The following is a 16,890-nucleotide window of genomic DNA, read 5'->3' as shown; positions in this document are numbered from 1 at the left end:
CAGCGGCCAAGCCTGCTGAAAAACCTGCCGCCACCGTCGCCAAGGCCGGTGCCGCCGGCAGCAGTTGGTACAGCAGCCAGCCCACCGGCAACTTCGTGGTGCAGATCCTCGGCACCAGCTCCGAGGCCAACGCCCAGGCGTTCGTCAAAGAGCAGGGCGGCCAGTACCGTTATTTCAAGAAAGTGCTCAACGGCAAGCCTCTCTACGTGATCACCTACGGCAGCTTCCCAAGCCGCGCCGCAGCCGATTCTGCCATCAAAGCCTTGCCAGCGAAGGTTCAGGCTGGTAAACCTTGGCCTCGAACTGTCGCCAGCGTTCAACAAGAACTCGCGACAACTCGCTGAAGATCCGGCGGCCTTACCCAGGCCGCCCTCCCAGCATCTCAAAAAAACGACAACAGCGTGCAGCCCTGAAGGCCGCGCGCTTTGTGGTGTCTGCGTCACGGTAGCTTTTGAGTCGTAGCGGTCAGAATTAAAAAAGTTTTGACTAGCACAGCATATCGCTTTAAACCTTTCATAAATGCGACATAGATTTGCGACATTTCGTCGCTAAATTTGTGAGCGTCTGTGTCGGTGTGTACAATGACCTCCCTTTTGCCCCCGCTAAGCCGGCGTACGTTCGGCGTGGAAGGTAACCGGTTGAATTGAAAAGAAATTTGCCTCGATAGAAGAGGCAGCCTGGTGAGAAAGTGTCTATGAAAGCAGGTCTGTACCAACCCGATGAATTCAAGGATAACTGCGGTTTCGGCCTGATAGCCCACATGCAGGGCGAGCCCAGTCATACCCTTTTACAAACGGCCATCGAGGCCCTGACCTGCATGACCCACCGCGGTGGGATCAACGCCGACGGCAAGACCGGTGACGGTTGCGGCTTGCTGATTCAAAAGCCCGACCAGTTCCTGCGCGCCGTTGCCAAAGAGCATTTCGCTGTCGACCTGCCCAAGCAATATGCGGTGGGCATGGTGTTCTTCAACCAGGACCCGGTCAAAGCTGAAGCTGCTCGCGAGAACATGAACCGCGAGATCGTCGCCGCCGGCCTGCAACTGATCGGCTGGCGCAAAGTGCCGATCGACACCAGCGTGCTCGGCCGCCTGGCCAACGAGCGCCTGCCGCAGATCGAACAGGTGTTCATCGCAGGCGACGGCCTGAGCGACCAGGACATGGCGATCAAGCTGTTCACCTCGCGTCGTCGTTCGTCGGTGCTCAACGCCGCCGACACCGACCACTACATCTGCAGCTTTTCCCACAAGACCATCATTTACAAAGGCCTGATGATGCCGGCGGACCTCACCGCCTTCTATCCGGACCTGAGCGACGAGCGCCTGCAAACCGCGATCTGCGTGTTCCACCAGCGCTTCTCCACCAACACCCTGCCGAAATGGCCGCTGGCCCAGCCGTTCCGCTTCCTCGCCCACAACGGCGAGATCAACACCATCACCGGCAACCGCAACTGGGCCGTGGCCCGTCGCACCAAGTTCGCCAACGATCTGATGGACCTCGAAGAGCTCGGCCCGCTGGTCAACCGCGTGGGTTCGGACTCCTCGAGCATGGACAACATGCTTGAGTTGATGGTCACCGGCGGCATCGACCTGTTCCGTGGCGTGCGCATGATCATTCCGCCTGCGTGGCAGAACGTCGAGACCATGGACCCGGACCTGCGGGCGTTCTACGAATACAACTCGATGCACATGGAACCGTGGGACGGCCCGGCCGGCGTGGTCATGACCGACGGCCGCTACGCGGTGTGCCTGCTCGACCGTAACGGTCTGCGCCCGGCGCGCTGGGTCACCACCACCAACGGCTTTATCACCCTGGCCTCGGAAATCGGCGTGTGGGACTACAAGCCGGAAGACGTCATCGCCAAAGGCCGCGTGGGCCCTGGCCAGATCCTCGCCGTGGACACCGAAACCGGCCAGATCCTCGACACTGACGCCATCGACAACCGCCTCAAGTCCCGTCACCCGTACAAGCAATGGCTGCGCAAGAACGCCCTGCGCATCCAGGCGACCATGGAAGACAACGACCACGGTTCGGCTTTCTACGACGTCGATCAGCTCAAGCAATACATGAAGATGTACCAAGTCACGTTCGAAGAGCGCGACCAGGTGCTGCGCCCGCTCGGCGAGCAAGGCTACGAGGCCGTCGGCTCCATGGGCGACGACACGCCAATGGCCGTGCTGTCCCAGCGCGTGCGCACGCCGTACGACTACTTCCGCCAGCAATTCGCCCAGGTGACCAACCCACCGATCGACCCGCTGCGCGAAGCCATCGTGATGTCGCTGGAAGTGTGTCTCGGTGCCGAGCGCAACATTTTCCAGGAATCGCCGGAGCACGCTTCCCGTGTGATCCTCAGCTCGCCGGTGGTTTCCCCGGCCAAGTGGCGCTCGCTGATGACCCTGGAACGTCCAGGCTTCGACCGCCAGATCATCGACCTGAACTACGACGAGAGCCTCGGCCTTGAAGCCGCTGTGCGCAACGTCGCCGACCAGGCCGAAGAAGCCGTGCGCGCCGGTCGTACCCAGATCGTGCTGACCGACCGGCATATCGCGCCGGGCAAGTTGCCGATCCACGCTTCGCTGGCCACCGGCGCTGTGCATCACCGCCTGACCGAGAAAGGCCTGCGCTGCGACTCCAACATCCTCGTCGAAACCGCCACTGCCCGCGACCCGCACCACTTCGCGGTGTTGATCGGCTTCGGCGCCTCGGCTGTGTACCCGTTCCTCGCGTACGAAGTGCTGGGCGACCTGATCCGTACCGGTGAAGTGCTGGGCGACCTCTACGAGGTGTTCAAGAACTACCGCAAGGGCATCACCAAAGGCCTGCTGAAGATCCTGTCGAAGATGGGCATCTCCACCGTTACCTCGTATCGCGGCGCCCAGTTGTTCGAAGCCATCGGCCTCTCCGAAGAAGTCTGTGAGTTGAGCTTCCGTGGCGTGCCGAGCCGCATCAAGGGTGCGCGTTTCGTCGATATCGAAGCCGAACAGAAAGCCCTGGCGGCTGAAGCCTGGAGCGCGCGCAAGCCGATCCAGCAAGGCGGCCTGCTCAAGTTCGTACACGGTGGCGAATACCACGCCTACAACCCGGACGTGGTCAGCACCCTGCAAGCCGCCGTGCAACAGGGCGACTACGCCAAGTTCAAGCAGTACACGAGCCTGGTGGATAACCGCCCGGTGTCGATGATCCGCGACCTGTTCAAGGTGAAGACCCTGGACACGCCGATGGACATCGCCGAAGTCGAGCCGCTGGAATCTATCCTCAAGCGCTTCGACTCCGCCGGTATTTCCCTGGGCGCCTTGTCGCCCGAGGCCCACGAAGCCCTGGCCGAAGCCATGAACCGCCTGGGGGCGCGTTCCAACTCCGGCGAAGGCGGTGAAGACCCGGCGCGCTACGGCACGCTCAAAAGCTCGAAAATCAAGCAGGTTGCCACCGGCCGGTTTGGCGTGACCCCGGAATACCTGGTCAACGCCGAAGTGCTGCAGATCAAGGTGGCCCAGGGCGCCAAGCCGGGGGAGGGTGGTCAACTGCCGGGCGGCAAGGTCAACGGCCTGATCGCCAAGCTGCGCTACGCAGTGCCCGGCGTGACCCTGATTTCGCCGCCACCGCACCACGACATCTACTCGATCGAAGACTTGTCGCAGCTGATTTTCGACTTGAAACAAGTCAACCCGCAGGCGCTGGTCTCGGTGAAACTGGTGGCGGAAGCCGGGGTCGGCACCATCGCCGCCGGTGTGGCCAAGGCCTACGCTGACCTGATCACCATTTCCGGCTACGACGGCGGCACCGGCGCTTCGCCGTTGACCTCGATCAAGTACGCCGGTGCGCCGTGGGAGCTGGGCCTGGCCGAAACCCACCAGACCCTGCGCGGCAACGACCTGCGCGGCAAAGTGCGGGTACAGACCGACGGCGGCCTGAAAACCGGCCTCGACGTGATCAAGGCCGCAATCCTCGGCGCCGAAAGCTTCGGCTTCGGTACTGCGCCGATGATTGCCCTGGGCTGCAAATACCTGCGCATCTGCCACCTGAACAACTGCGCCACCGGCGTCGCCACTCAGAACGAAAAGCTGCGCAAAGACCACTACATCGGCACCGTCGACATGGTGGTGAATTTCTTCACCTACGTCGCCGAAGAAACCCGTGAGTGGCTGGCCAAGCTCGGCGTGCGTTCGCTGGAAGAACTGATCGGGCGTACCGACCTGCTCGAAGTGCTCAAAGGCCAGACCGCCAAGCAACAACATTTGGACCTGACGCCGCTGTTGGGCAGCGATCACATCCCGGCAGACAAGCCACAATTCTGCCAGGTGGACCGCAACCCACCGTTCGACAAAGGCCTGTTGGCCGAGAAGATGGTCGAAATGGCCGGCTCCTCGATCAACGACGCCAGCGGTGGCGAATTCGCCCTGGATATCTGCAACTGCGACCGTTCCATCGGCGCGCGCATCTCCGGTGAAATCGCGCGCAAGCACGGCAACCAGGGCATGGCGAAAGCGCCGATCACCTTCCGCTTCAAGGGCACTGCCGGCCAGAGTTTTGGTGTGTGGAACGCCGGCGGCCTGCATATGTACCTGGAAGGCGACGCCAACGACTACGTGGGCAAGGGCATGACCGGCGGCAAGCTGGTGATCGTTCCGCCTAAAGGCAGCGTCTACAAGAGTCAGGACAGTGCCATCATCGGCAACACCTGCCTGTACGGCGCCACCGGTGGCAAGTTGTTCGCCGCCGGCACCGCCGGTGAGCGTTTCGCCGTGCGTAACTCCGGGGCCCACACGGTTGTGGAAGGCACCGGCGATCACTGCTGCGAGTACATGACCGGGGGCTTTGTCGCGGTACTGGGCAAGACCGGTTACAACTTCGGTTCAGGCATGACCGGCGGTTTCGCCTACGTGCTCGACCAGGACAACACCTTCGTCGACAAGGTCAACCACGAGTTGGTCGAGATCCAGCGGATCAGCGGCGAAGCCATGGAATCCTACCGGAACCACTTGCAGCACGTGCTGGACGAGTATGTCGAGGAGACCGGCAGCGAATGGGGTCGTAACCTCGCCGAAAACCTCGATGATTACCTGCGTCGTTTCTGGCTGGTCAAGCCCAAGGCTGCCAACCTGAAATCGTTGCTTTCCAGCATCCGTGCCAACCCGCAGTGATATGCGCCTGAAGAGTTTGATGAGGTTTTAACATGGCTGAACGTCTGAATAACGACTTCCAGTTCATCGATGTCGGGCGCAAAGATCCGAAGAAGAAACTGTTGCGTCAACGCAAGAAAGAGTTCGTGGAAATCTACGAGCCCTTCAAACCCCAGCACTCGGCCGACCAGGCCCACCGCTGCCTGGGGTGCGGTAACCCGTATTGCGAATGGAAGTGCCCGGTGCACAACTTCATTCCCAACTGGCTGAAATTGGTCGCCGAGGGCAACATCCTCGCCGCCGCCGAGCTGTCGCACCAGACCAACACCCTGCCGGAAGTCTGCGGCAGGGTTTGTCCCCAGGATCGTCTGTGCGAGGGTGCGTGCACCCTCAACGACGGCTTCGGCGCGGTGACCATCGGTTCGGTGGAGAAGTACATCACCGACACCGCGTTCGCCATGGGCTGGCGCCCGGACATGTCCAAGGTCAAGCCGACCGGCAAGCGTGTCGCCATCATCGGCGCGGGCCCGGCGGGCCTGGGCTGTGCCGACGTGCTGGTACGCGGCGGCGTGACCCCGGTGGTGTTCGACAAGAACCCGGAAATCGGCGGCCTGCTGACCTTCGGCATCCCCGAGTTCAAGCTGGAAAAGACCGTGTTGAGCAATCGCCGCGAAGTCTTCACCGGCATGGGCATCGAGTTCCGCCTGAACACCGAGATCGGCAAAGACATCACCATGGAGCAACTGCTCGCCGAATACGACGCCGTGTTCATGGGCATGGGCACCTACACCTACATGAAGGGCGGCTTTGCCGGTGAGGATTTGCCGGGCGTGTACGACGCGCTGGATTTCCTGATCGCCAACGTCAACCGCAACCTGGGCTTTGAAAAGTCGCCGGAAGATTTCGTCGACATGAAAGGCAAGAAGGTCGTGGTGCTCGGCGGTGGCGACACCGCGATGGACTGCAACCGCACCTCGATCCGCCAGGGCGCCAAGTCGGTGACCTGTGCGTATCGTCGTGACGAAGCCAACATGCCCGGTTCGCGCAAAGAGGTGAAGAACGCCAAGGAAGAAGGTGTGAGATTCCTCTATAACCGCCAGCCGATCGCCATCGTCGGTGAAGACCGCGTCGAAGGTGTGAAGGTGGTCGAGACCCGTCTTGGCGAACCGGATGCCCGTGGCCGTCGCAGCCCCGAACCGATCCCGGGTTCCGAAGAGATCATCCCGGCCGACGCCGTGGTCATCGCCTTCGGTTTCCGCCCAAGCCCGGCGCCGTGGTTCGAGCAGTTCGCGATCCAGACCGACAGCCAGGGCCGCGTCGTCGCCCCGGAGCAGGGCCAGTACAAGCACCAGACCAGCAACCCGAAAATCTTCGCCGGTGGCGACATGGTGCGCGGCTCTGATTTGGTGGTAACCGCGATCTTCGAAGGCCGCAACGCCGCCGAAGGCATCCTGGACTACCTGCAGGTCTGACCCCGATCCCAGGTTGAAATGGGATCAAAGTGTGGGAGGGGGCTTGCCCCCGATAGCGCTGCATCAGTCACCAGATTCACTGACTGACCCACCGCCATCGGGGGCAAGCCCCCTCCCACAGTTGTTTTGCAGCGCTTTCAAGTCCGCGACAAATTGACCCGATAGACAAAAGGCACGGCACATACCGTGCCTTTTGCGTCGCGCTCTGAGAAAATGCCCGCACTTTTTTTGCGGATGCCGACATGACTGCCCTCAAGAACGACCGTTTCCTTCGTGCCCTGCTCAAGCAACCCGTGGACGTCACCCCCGTGTGGATGATGCGCCAGGCCGGTCGCTACCTGCCGGAATACCGCGCCAGTCGCGCCCACGCCGGCGACTTCATGAGCCTGTGCATGAATCCCGCGTTCGCCTGCGAAGTCACGATGCAGCCGCTGGACCGCTACCCACAACTGGACGCGGCCATTCTCTTTTCCGATATCCTCACCATCCCCGACGCCATGGGCCAAGGCCTGTACTTCGAGACGGGTGAAGGCCCGCGCTTCAGGAAGGTCGTCAGCACCCTGGCCGATATCGAAGCCCTGCCGATCCCGGACCCGCACAAAGACCTCGGCTACGTGATGGACGCCGTGAGCACCATCCGCCGCGAGCTTAACGGCCGCGTGCCGCTGATCGGCTTCTCCGGCAGCCCCTGGACCCTGGCCACCTACATGGTCGAAGGCGGCTCGTCGAAAGACTTCCGCAAGACCAAGGCCATGCTCTACGACAACCCGCACGCCATGCACCTGCTGCTGGACAAGCTGGCGCAGTCGGTCACCGCGTACCTCAATGGCCAGATCATGGCCGGCGCGCAAGCGGTGCAGATCTTTGACACCTGGGGCGGCAACCTCTCGGCGGCGGCCTACCAGGAATTCTCCCTGGCCTACATGCGCAAGATCGTCAGCGGCCTGATCCGCGAACATGAAGGCCGCAAGGTTCCGGTGATCCTGTTCACCAAGGGTGGCGGCCTGTGGCTGGAAAGCATCGCCGATGCAGGCGCCGACGCGTTGGGCCTGGACTGGACCTGCGACATTGGCGAAGCCCGCCGTCGCGTTGGCGGTCAAGTTGCACTGCAAGGCAACATGGACCCCACCGTGCTGTACGCCAAGCCGGAAGCGATCCGCACCGAAGTCGGCCGCATCCTTGCCAGCTACGGCAAGGGCACCGGTCACGTGTTCAACCTCGGCCATGGCATCACCCCGGAAGTGAACCCGGAGCACGCGGGTGCCTTCCTGCGCGCGGTGCATGAACTGTCGGCGCAATACCACGAATAAAAACACAGAGCAAAAATGTGGGAGGGGGCAAGCCCCCTCCCACATTAAAAGCCAGAAACCTTCAGACCTGCCCCAACGGCGGCAACTTCGCCAGCTTCAACGCCACCAGCAACGCGCCAATCAGCAGCGCGACGATAAACCCGCCAATCCCGTTCCATCCGCCCAAGTGCCAAAAGAACCCGCCCGCCGTCCCGGCAATGCTTGACCCTGCGTAATAGCAAAACAGATACAGCGACGACGCCTGTCCCTTGGCCTTCACCGCACGCCGCCCGATCCAGCTGCTGGCTACCGAATGGGCGCCGAAGAAGCCGAAGGTAAAGATCAGCATGCCCGGCACCACCAGCCACAGCGGGGTGAACAGCGTCAGGGCCATGCCGGCGAGCATCAGCACAATGGTGGCCCACAGCACGCGACGGCGCCCCAGGCGGTCGGCCAGCGAGCCGATTTTCGCCGAGCTGTAGATGCCTGACAGATACACCAGCGACAGCAGGCCGACCACGGCCTGGCTGAGGTCATACGGGTCGGACAGCAGGCGATAGCCGATGTAGTTGAACAGGGTCACAAACGCGCCCATCAGCAGGAACGCTTCCAGGAACAACCACGGCAGGCCCGCGTCCTTGAAGTGCATCACGAAGCCATCGAGCAGGTTACGCGGCTTGAGGCTGCTGGCGCGGAAGTTGCGCGACTCTGGGAGGATTTTCCAGAACACCGTGGCGGCGATCAGCGCCAGGCCGCCGATGATCAGCATGGCGGTGTGCCAACTGACGAAGTCGATCAATACCCCGATGATCAGCCGCCCGCTCATGCCACCAATCGCATTGCCGCCGATGTACAGGCCCATGGCCAGGCCGATGTGCTGCGGGTGGATCTCTTCGCTCAGGTAGGTCATGGCCACGGCGGCCAGGCCACTCAAGGACAAGCCCACCAGCGCACGCATGAGCAGGATACCCTCCCAGCTCGGCATCAAGCCGCTGGCGATGGTTGCCAGCGCTGCACAGAACAGCGCGGCGACCATCACCGGTTTGCGTCCCAGCCTGTCGGAAATCGGCCCGGTGATCAGCAGGCCGAAGGCAAGCATCGCCGTGGCGACCGACAAAATCAGGCTGCTCTGCGCGGCATTGATGGAAAACTCGTGAGACAGCGCCGGCATCATCGGCTGTACGCAATACAACAGGGCAAAGGTGGCAAACCCGCCGGAGAACAGCGCCAGCACCGTGCGCATGAACATCGGCGTGCCTTTTTCGATGTACTCGTCGTTGAGCTGCGCCACCACGTCATCAAGGGCTGAAGGCGGGGTGTGTTGGGCAAGCGGAGCAACAGCAGGATTCACGGGGGACCTCGGGGAGGAAAGTCTGCCAGGACTGACAATGGGAAAAAGAATATAGCTGGCTAATGATTCTTTCCAATATATTGTTCGACCTGTTTGATAGCTTTAACGACCTAATGAGGTGTGCATGGAATTACGTCATCTGCGGTACTTCATCGCCGTCGCCGAGGAGCTGCATTTTGGCCGCGCCGCGCAGGTGCTGGGCATCTCGCAACCGCCACTGAGCCAGCAGATCCAGGCATTGGAGCAAGAGGTGGGCGCGCGGTTGTTTGAGCGGACCAATCGTCGTGTCGAGCTGAGCGAAGCGGGACGCCTGTTTCTGCACGAGGCGCGCCTGGTGCTGGCGCAAGTGGATAAAGCGGCGGACGTCGCGCGGCGGGCGCAGATGGGAGAGCTGGGAGAGCTGAAAATCGGATTCACCTCGTCGGCACCATTCAACGCCAGCATCCCGCAGGCGATCTTTGCGTTTCGCCAAGCCTTTCCAGCCGTGCACTTGAGCCTGCAGGAAATGAGCAGCACCGAGGTGGCCGAGTCGCTGGTGGATGAATCGATCCAGGTCGGGCTGATGCGGCCTTTGCCGTTGCCCGAATCACTGTGTGTGGTCGAGCTGATGCGCGAGCCCCTGGTGGCGGTACTGAACGCCGGGCACCCGTTGGCGCAGGGCAGCGAGCGCGGCTTGCACCTGGCGCAATTGGCAGAAGAACCGTTCGTGTTTTTCCCGCGCACCTACGGCAGCGGTCTCTATGCGCAACTGCTCAGCCTGTGCCGTGACGCCGGCTTCAGCCCGCATGTCGCCCAGGAGGCGGGCGAGGCGATGACCATCATCGGTCTGGTGGCGGCGGGATTGGGCGTATCGGTGCTGCCGGCGTCCTATCAACGGATACGGATCGACGGCGTGGTGTATCGCACGTTGCTGGACCCGGAAGCGGTGACCGCGGTATGGCTGGTGCAGCGCAAGGGTGCGCAGACGCCGATGGCAAGGGCGTTTGTGGAATTGTTGACGCGTAGGGCGGTGGCGTAGGTATGTTCACACCCGATCGTTCCCACGCTCCGCGTGGTAATGCATCCCGTGACGCTCCGCGTCACCCAACTGAAGGCTGGAACCGTGCACTCGTGGCGGGACGCGGAGCGTCCCAGGCGGCGTTACCACGCGGAGCGTGGGAACGATCCAAGGCGCCCTTTGTCGTTTCTGGGTTACTGCATCCCCGCCGAGCGCAGCCCCGCCAGAATGTCCCGATCCAGCATGCTCACCCAACGGTTGTAGTTGCGATGGATCTTGCCGTCCTTGTAGCCCAGTTCGCGGCTGTCGCGGTAGCTGATGGCGTAGCTGTTGCGGGTGTAGCGGATGTCGATGGCGGCATAGAACTGGCCGCGCACGGTGATGTCGGCCTGCACCAACTGCGGGCTCAGGCGTTGTACCGTCCACTCGCGTTTTTGCAGGGCGGCGACGATCACCTGTTTCATTTTTTCTTCGCTGAGCTGGGGCGTGGCCGGCAGCTCGTGCTGGGTGTTGAGCACCGGTTTGCTGGTGCAGCCGGCGGTGGTCAACAGGGCCAGGGCGATCAGGGTGGCGCGTAGCAGGGAAGACATTCCGTTTTCTCCAATCGATTAAAAAGTCAGGACCAGCGGCGAAAGATCAGCGAGGTGTTGACGCCGCCAAAGGCAAAGTTGTTGTTCATCACGTAGTCGTTGTGCATCTGGCGAAAGCCACCTTGCAGGTAATCCAGCTCACCGCATTGCGGGTCGACCGAGTCCAGGTTGAAGGTGTGCACGTACTGGTCGCGGTTCATCATCTCGATGCTGAACCACGACTCCAGCGCCCCGCACGCGCCCAGGGTGTGGCCCAGGAAACTCTTCTGCGAACTGATGGGCATGCGGCTGCCGAACAGGCTGCTGGTGGCCAGGGTCTCGGCGATGTCGCCCTGGTCGGTCGCGGTGCCGTGACCATTGACATAGCCGATGGCGGACGGTTCAAGCCCGGCGTCTTCCAGCGCCAGCTCCATGGCGCGGCGCATGGTTTTCTGTTCCGGGCGGGTGGTGTGCTGGCCGTCGGCATTGCTGCCGAAACCGACGATCTCGGCATGGATATGCGCACCCCGCGCCAGCGCGTGTTCCAGTTCTTCGAGCACCAGCATGCCGCCGCCTTCGCCGATCACCAGGCCATCGCGGCCGCTGTCGTAGGGGCGCGGGCTGGTTTGCGGCGCGTCGTTTTTCAGGCTGGTGGCGTAGAGCGCGTCGAACACCATGGCCTCGGTGGGGCACAGCTCTTCGGCGCCGCCGGCGAGCATCAACGGCAGACGGCCGAACTTGATGGCCTCGTAGGCATAACCGATGCCCTGGCTGCCGCTGGTGCAGGCGCTGGAGGTGGGGATCAAGCGCCCGGTCAGGCCAAAGAAGATGCTGATATTCGCCGCCGTGGTGTGCGGCATCATGCGCACATAGGAATTGGCATTCAGGCCCTCGGCCACCGAGTTCAGCAGCATGTTGCCGAACGCCTTGATCTCATCGGTGCTGCCGGTGGACGAGCCACAGGCCACGCCCATGCGCCCGTCCTTGATCGACGCGTCGCCAAGCAAGCCGGCGTCCTGCAGCGCCTGCTCCGCCGCCCACACCGCCAGGCGCGAGACGCGGCCCATGCTGCGCAGTTGCTTGCGGGTCCAGTGCGCGGGGACGGCGAAATCGTCAATCGGCCCGGCCAGGCGCGTGTTCAATTCGGTGAAGCGGTCCCATTCATCCATGCGCCGGATGCCGCTGCGGTTGGCGCGAAAGTTGGCGGCGATGGTGTCCCAGTCGCTGCCCAGGGAGGTCATGCCGGCCATGCCGGTGACGACAACGCGTTTCATCAGCACAGGCCCCCATTCACGGCCAACACTTGGCGCGTGATATAGCCTGCCTCGGCGGACATCAGGAAATTCACCGCACCGGCCACTTCTTCCGGAGTGCCCATGCGCTGCGCCGGGATCATTTTCATCAGTTCTTCGACCGGCACGTTTTCGTCCAGCATGGCGGTGTCGATCAAGCCCGGTGCCACACAGTTGACGGTGATCTTGCGCTTGCCCAGCTCGATGGCCAGCGCCTTGGCTGCGCCGATCAAGCCCGCCTTGGAGGCGCTGTAGTTGACCTGGCCGCGGTTGCCGATCAGCCCGGACACCGAGGTGATGCACACGATGCGCCCGGCGGCGCGACGACGGATCATCGGCATCATCACCGGGTGCAGCACGTTGTAGAACCCGTCGAGGTTGGTGCGCATCACCACGTCCCAGTCGTCTTCCGAGAGCGCCGGGAACGCGCCGTCGCGGGTCAGGCCTGCATTGAGCACCACGCCGTAATAGGCGCCATGTTGCTCGACGTCGGCCTCCAGGATTTCCTTGCACGCCGCGCGATCGGCGACATCGAATTGCAGCACCCGCGCCTGGCGGCCCAGGGCTTCGATTTCGGCCTGTACCGCGTCGGCTTCGGCGCGGCCATTGCGGCAATGCAGCACGAGGTCATGCCCGGCCTGGGCCAGGCGCAGGGCAATGGCGCGGCCGATGCCACGGCTGGAGCCGGTGACCAGTACGGATTCAGTCATGGCGTTTCGTCCTTCGATTCATCTAAATAGGTGGCCGCCTGGGGCGGTCGAAATACGTTCAAGCGTGCGCTGGCCTGGATGCCGTCGCCGGTGAGGTGGCATTCGAACACCCCCATGCCATTGTCGTCCTCCAGCGAGCGCAGGCCGTGGATCGTCAGCTCGGTGCCGGCGGGAAAATGCGCCACATTGCACTCGAATTTACGCGTGCCCAGCAGGAAGCCCAGTTCCACCGCGTGGCCTTGCTGGCGCGCGCGGCACCCGGCATAGGCGGCGACGCTCTGCGCCATCAGCTCGATACCGACCCAGGCCGGCAGGCTGCCGTCAGCCTGGCTGAACAGGCCGCCGGGCTTGACGGTGAGACGGGTGTGCACCTGCTCTTCATCGAACGACAGCACTTGGTCGATCAGGATCATGTCGCCCGCATGGGGCAGCAGTTCGGCGAGTGGCCAAGCGATCATGGGGCCTCTCCAATAATCAGGCTGACGTTGTTGCCGCCAAAGGCAAACGAGTTGCTCATCAAATAAGGTTTTTCCAAGGTGTCGCCCTGGTGTGCCCACTGCAAGGCGGGCAGCGCCGGATCGACGTGACCGTCCCACACGTGGGGAGGGACTCGCCCGTGCGTCAGGCTCAACCAGCAGAACGCCGCTTCCAGTGCGCCCGCCGCGCCGAGGGTGTGGCCGCTCATGGGTTTGGTTGAGGAGCAAGCCACACCGCCCGGAAATAGGCTGGCGACCGCCAGGCTTTCCATGGCGTCGTTGTGCTGGGTGGCGGTGCCGTGCAGGTTCAGGTAGCCGATCTGCTCGGGTGCGAGTTTCGCCTGGGCCAGGGCCTTGCGCATGGCCTGCAACGCGCCTTTGCCGGTGGGCTCGGGGGCGGAGATATGGTGGGCGTCGCTGCTGGCGCCGCTGCCCAGCAGGGCGACCGGTGCCGGCTCACGGCTCATCAGGAACACCACCGCCGCTTCGCCGATATTGATGCCGTTGCGGTTCACCGAAAACGGATTGCAGCGCTCGGCAGACACCGCTTCCAGTGCGGTAAAGCCGTTCAGCGTCAGCCTGCACAAGCTGTCGACGCCCCCGCAGATCACCGCATCGCACAGGCCCAGGTCGAGCAGGCGCCGGGCACTCATCAACGCACGGGCGCTGGAGGTGCAGGCGGTGGAAATCACATAGGCCGGGCCGCTCAATTGCAGCCAGTCGGCGAGGAAATTCGCCGGAGCGCTGAGTTCCTGCTGTTGGTAGTCGTAGTCACCGGGAAAGGCGTTATCGCGCAGGTAGTGGGCAATGCCGCGACTGGCCTCGTCGATGCCCGACGTGCTGGTGCCCAGCACAACGCCAACCCGTGAGGGGCCGTAGGTGTGGATCGCCTGGCGGATCGAGTCTTCGATCTGCACCGCCGCTTCCAGCAGCAGCTGGTTATTGCGGCTGCTCTGCTGGCCCAACTGTGCCGGAAGGGGCGCCAGCTCGCCGCGCACGGCCGCGACCGGCACCATGCGCTCGGGCACCCAGCCGCTCTCGGCGCGCATGCCGCCACAGTCGCCGGCAAACAGGCTGCGGCTGACCTCGGCCTGGCCGCGACCGAGGGCACAGATCACGCCCAGGGCATTGAGGTAGGCGCTCATTTGCCCACGCCCAGCGGGGTAATGCGATAGCTCAACGGTTGGCCCACCATGTTCACGCTGAACACCTCTGAAGACTGATAGACGATTTGCCAATGGCCCGGCAGCGTTCGCGTAAGGTCCATGGCCTGGGCCGCAGGATACAGCGCACGCAGGTCATCCGCCGAGGCCAGGGCAAACAACAGCGCGGCGAACAGCGCTCGGGCCTGGGGGTTGGGCGGCAGCAAGCCATCGGCCTGCCACTCGCCGTCGATCAACTTCTGCCGGGCCTGGGGGATGCCCAACGGGTCCATCATCGACCAGCGAATCGCCCGCCCTTCACGCTGGATCACCAGCAGCCAATCCTGGCTGAGTTCGCCCTCCAGGCGTTGTACATGCAGCTGCATCGGCAAGTTCAGGGCGGGCATGGTTTGCGGCAACGGCGCCTGGCTGGCGCACGCGCCGAGCAGCAACAGGCAACCCATCAGCAACCAGCGGATCATGAACGCGCGGCCTCTGCCGGCTTGCGCGCCACGCAGTTGACCAGGGTTTCCTCGCGCTGGCCCACCGGCGGCGCCTTGCGCAGGCCCCAACGTTCCAGTAGGCCGAAATCGCTGGAGCGGCTCCACCACAGATAGGGGTACGAGACGTTCTGCGCGTCGAATTCAAAGCCCTGCTCGCGCAGCATGTCCAGGTACTGCTCGGCGCTTTTCTGCACATGCATGGGATGGCGGAACAGCCAGCGAATCACCCAGGTGTCGATATAGGCTTCGGTGGATTCGGCAAACAGCAAATAGCCGCCCGGCTTGAGGACCCGATAGAACTCCTTGAGCGCGCGATGCTGCTCGACCAGGTGGTGAAAGGTCTGGTGGCAAAACACAATATCGACGCTGGCGTCGGGTAACTCGAGGGTGGCGCAGTCGCTGCCGATCAACTCCACGGCCAGGCCCTGGCGAGTGGCTTCTTCGCGGCTCAGGGCCAGGCTGTGAGGGTCGGCATCCAGGCCGATCAGGCGCGCGGGCGCAAATACCTGCTGCAGCAACTTGAACGATTTGCCCTGGCCGCAGCCGGCGTCGAGCAATACCGGCGCCACCGGCAGCGGTTCGCTGAACAGGCTGCGCAGGTCATTGATCGCCACGCGCAACACATGATGCTGCCAGGTGTGGCTGCGCAGGAACCAGAAGCCGAAGCGGGTTTCTTCGACGTAGTTTTTACTCAGGTAGTTCTTTTCAACCGCAGGGCTGGTCATACCGGCTCACTCGCACAGATTTGCGACAGCATCCGCAGGCGCCGCTTGGGCTCGCTGACAAACGGGTTGCGTTCATCCCAGGCGTAGCCGGCGAGGATCGAACTGATCATGCGGCGAATCTGCGGCGAACTGCCGGCGTGGAAAATCACGTCCTGGAACGTCCCGGCGTACCAGCCCTCGACGTAGCAGCGGAAGGTGTCGACGCCGCGCTTCAACGGTTCGGCAAACTCGGTTTGCCAGTCCACCGCTTCGCCTTGCAGTTGGCGATGCAGCACGCCCGCGGCCATGCTCGCCGAGCGCATGGCGATGGTGACGCCGGAGGAGAACACCGGGTCGAGAAATTCCGCCGCGTTGCCCAACAGCGCAAAGCCCGGGCCGTGCAGGGTTTTGACGTTGGCCGAATAGCCGCCGATGCTGCGCGCCGGGGTGTCCCACACGGCGTTCTGCAGTACGCCGGACAGGCTTGGGGTTTCGTCGATAAAGCTGCGCAGGCAGGCATCCAGATCGTGGTCACGGCCGTCGAAATGTTCCTTGGCTGCGACCACGCCCACCGAGCATCGGCCGTTGCTGAACGGGATGGTCCAGAACCAGATATCGCGCTGCAGGGGATGGGTGGTTATCAGAATCTTGGTACGGTCGAAGCCTGGGTGTTCGATGCGGTCTGCGACGTGGGTGAACACGGCCTGGCGCAGCGGGAAACCGGACGGCACTTCGAGGTCCAGCAGGCGCGGCAGCACGCGGCCATAGCCACTGGCATCCAGCACGAATGCGGTTTTGAGGTGGTACTCGCTGCCATTTTCGCGGCGTACGTGCAGGTAGCGATGGTTGGCGGAAAAATCCACGCCGACGATGCTTTCGCCGTAGCGAATTTCCACACCCTGCAACGCCGCCTGATCGGCCAGCAGCTTGTCGAACTCGGCACGCTGCACCTGGAAAGTCGTCGGTTTGCCCTGGCTGAAGGTGTCACCGAAATCGAACGCACTGTAGCGCTCGCCCCAGGCGAACGCAGCACCGGTTTTCAGTTGGAAGCCGGCCGCCTGCACGGCGTCGAGCATGCCGGCTTCTTCGATAAAGTCGATGCAGTGCGACAGCAGGCTTTCGCCAATCGAGAAACGCGGGAAATACTGGCGCTCGATAATCAATACATCATGCCCTTTGCGCTTGAGCAGCGCGGCCGCGATGGCCCCGGATGGCCCGGCACCGATCACCACCACCTGGCGACGTTCCATTTCAACTGTGGGCACG

At 62.9% G+C, this 16,890-nt stretch carries 14 protein-coding genes; 5 read left to right on the top strand and 9 right to left on the bottom strand.

Annotated features, from left to right (window positions below; translation table 11 throughout):
- The 4 genes from BFP93_RS04200 to hemE form a co-directional block, all read left to right on the top strand.
- Nucleotides 1-344: SPOR domain-containing protein (locus BFP93_RS04200; protein ID WP_176717547.1), on the top strand; the 344-nt coding region annotated here is incomplete at its 5' end.
- 350 nt (nt 345-694) lie between these two features.
- Entirely contained in the window at nt 695-5,140 is a 4,446-nt protein-coding gene (gene gltB / locus BFP93_RS04195) for a glutamate synthase large subunit (RefSeq protein ID WP_065892116.1), read from the top strand.
- A 32-nt stretch (nt 5,141-5,172) separates the two neighbouring features.
- Nucleotides 5,173-6,591 carry an FAD-dependent oxidoreductase gene (locus tag BFP93_RS04190; RefSeq protein WP_065892113.1) on the top strand — a complete coding sequence of 473 codons (1,419 nt, stop codon included), beginning with the start codon at nt 5,173-5,175 and terminating at the stop codon, nt 6,589-6,591.
- A 242-nt stretch (nt 6,592-6,833) separates the two neighbouring features.
- Nucleotides 6,834-7,901: a uroporphyrinogen decarboxylase gene (gene hemE, locus BFP93_RS04185; RefSeq protein WP_065892112.1), complete on the top strand. Its 1,068-nt coding sequence runs from the start codon at nt 6,834-6,836 to the stop codon at nt 7,899-7,901.
- Nucleotides 7,902-7,962: 61 nt separating this feature from the next.
- Here hemE and BFP93_RS04180 read toward each other — a convergent pair whose 3' ends face one another.
- The gene (locus tag BFP93_RS04180) at nt 7,963-9,174 is read right to left on the bottom strand and encodes an MFS transporter (RefSeq protein ID WP_370737770.1); all 1,212 of its coding nucleotides are present in this window, start codon (nt 9,172-9,174) and stop codon (nt 7,963-7,965) included.
- A 181-nt stretch (nt 9,175-9,355) separates the two neighbouring features.
- Here BFP93_RS04180 and BFP93_RS04175 point away from each other — a divergent pair, with 181 nt between their 5' ends.
- On the top strand, nt 9,356-10,249 hold the full coding sequence (locus BFP93_RS04175) for a LysR family transcriptional regulator (protein WP_065892106.1): 894 nt from the start codon (nt 9,356-9,358) through the stop codon (nt 10,247-10,249).
- A gap of 173 nt (nt 10,250-10,422) precedes the next feature.
- Here BFP93_RS04175 and BFP93_RS04170 read toward each other — a convergent pair whose 3' ends face one another.
- From BFP93_RS04170 to BFP93_RS04135, 8 genes are read right to left on the bottom strand one after another with little or no spacing between them, the layout of a single operon-like run.
- The gene (locus BFP93_RS04170) at nt 10,423-10,818 is read right to left on the bottom strand and encodes a hypothetical protein (protein WP_065883094.1); all 396 of its coding nucleotides are present in this window, start codon (nt 10,816-10,818) and stop codon (nt 10,423-10,425) included.
- A gap of 26 nt (nt 10,819-10,844) precedes the next feature.
- Entirely contained in the window at nt 10,845-12,071 is a 1,227-nt protein-coding gene (locus BFP93_RS04165) for a beta-ketoacyl-ACP synthase (RefSeq protein ID WP_065892103.1), read from the bottom strand.
- A complete protein-coding gene (fabG, locus tag BFP93_RS04160) occupies nt 12,071-12,799 on the bottom strand; it encodes a 3-oxoacyl-ACP reductase FabG (protein WP_065892101.1) in 729 nt (242 codons plus the stop codon). The genes BFP93_RS04165 and fabG overlap by 1 nt, the downstream gene beginning before the upstream one ends.
- The gene (locus BFP93_RS04155; RefSeq protein ID WP_065892099.1) at nt 12,796-13,257 is read right to left on the bottom strand and encodes a hotdog family protein; all 462 of its coding nucleotides are present in this window, start codon (nt 13,255-13,257) and stop codon (nt 12,796-12,798) included. Before BFP93_RS04155 ends, fabG begins: the two co-directional genes overlap by 4 nt.
- On the bottom strand, nt 13,254-14,420 hold the full coding sequence (locus BFP93_RS04150; RefSeq protein ID WP_065892097.1) for a beta-ketoacyl-[acyl-carrier-protein] synthase family protein: 1,167 nt from the start codon (nt 14,418-14,420) through the stop codon (nt 13,254-13,256). The genes BFP93_RS04155 and BFP93_RS04150 overlap by 4 nt, the downstream gene beginning before the upstream one ends.
- Entirely contained in the window at nt 14,417-14,899 is a 483-nt protein-coding gene (locus tag BFP93_RS04145) for a hypothetical protein (protein ID WP_065892093.1), read from the bottom strand. Before BFP93_RS04145 ends, BFP93_RS04150 begins: the two co-directional genes overlap by 4 nt.
- Complete coding sequence (locus tag BFP93_RS04140) at nt 14,896-15,645, bottom strand: class I SAM-dependent methyltransferase (protein ID WP_065892082.1); 750 nt, start codon at nt 15,643-15,645, stop codon at nt 14,896-14,898. The genes BFP93_RS04145 and BFP93_RS04140 overlap by 4 nt, the downstream gene beginning before the upstream one ends.
- Nucleotides 15,642-16,889, bottom strand: coding sequence for an NAD(P)/FAD-dependent oxidoreductase (locus BFP93_RS04135; RefSeq protein ID WP_083205599.1), 1,248 nt, complete (start codon nt 16,887-16,889; stop codon nt 15,642-15,644). Before BFP93_RS04135 ends, BFP93_RS04140 begins: the two co-directional genes overlap by 4 nt.
- Between the last annotated feature and the right edge of the window lies 1 nt (nt 16,890).

This window comes from Pseudomonas sp. 44 R 15, from assembly GCF_900004965.1.
GTDB lineage: Bacteria > Pseudomonadota > Gammaproteobacteria > Pseudomonadales > Pseudomonadaceae > Aquipseudomonas > Aquipseudomonas orientalis_A.
Note: the sequence above shows the minus strand (reverse complement) of the source record. Positions and strands in the feature narration are given on the sequence as shown.

Bases quoted from the DNA above. Each gene is read 5' to 3' on its own strand.
- gltB (WP_065892116.1), top strand. From the start codon at position 695: ATGAAAGCAGGTCTGTACCAACCCGATGAATTCAAGGATAACTGCGGT.
- BFP93_RS04190 (WP_065892113.1), top strand. From the start codon at position 5,173: ATGGCTGAACGTCTGAATAACGACTTCCAGTTCATCGATGTCGGGCGC.
- hemE (WP_065892112.1), top strand. From the start codon at position 6,834: ATGACTGCCCTCAAGAACGACCGTTTCCTTCGTGCCCTGCTCAAGCAA.
- BFP93_RS04175 (WP_065892106.1), top strand. From the start codon at position 9,356: ATGGAATTACGTCATCTGCGGTACTTCATCGCCGTCGCCGAGGAGCTG.
- BFP93_RS04170 (WP_065883094.1), bottom strand. From the start codon at position 10,818: ATGTCTTCCCTGCTACGCGCCACCCTGATCGCCCTGGCCCTGTTGACC.
- BFP93_RS04165 (WP_065892103.1), bottom strand. From the start codon at position 12,071: ATGAAACGCGTTGTCGTCACCGGCATGGCCGGCATGACCTCCCTGGGC.
- fabG (WP_065892101.1), bottom strand. From the start codon at position 12,799: ATGACTGAATCCGTACTGGTCACCGGCTCCAGCCGTGGCATCGGCCGC.
- BFP93_RS04155 (WP_065892099.1), bottom strand. From the start codon at position 13,257: ATGATCGCTTGGCCACTCGCCGAACTGCTGCCCCATGCGGGCGACATG.
- BFP93_RS04150 (WP_065892097.1), bottom strand. From the start codon at position 14,420: ATGAGCGCCTACCTCAATGCCCTGGGCGTGATCTGTGCCCTCGGTCGC.
- BFP93_RS04145 (WP_065892093.1), bottom strand. From the start codon at position 14,899: ATGATCCGCTGGTTGCTGATGGGTTGCCTGTTGCTGCTCGGCGCGTGC.
- BFP93_RS04140 (WP_065892082.1), bottom strand. From the start codon at position 15,645: ATGACCAGCCCTGCGGTTGAAAAGAACTACCTGAGTAAAAACTACGTC.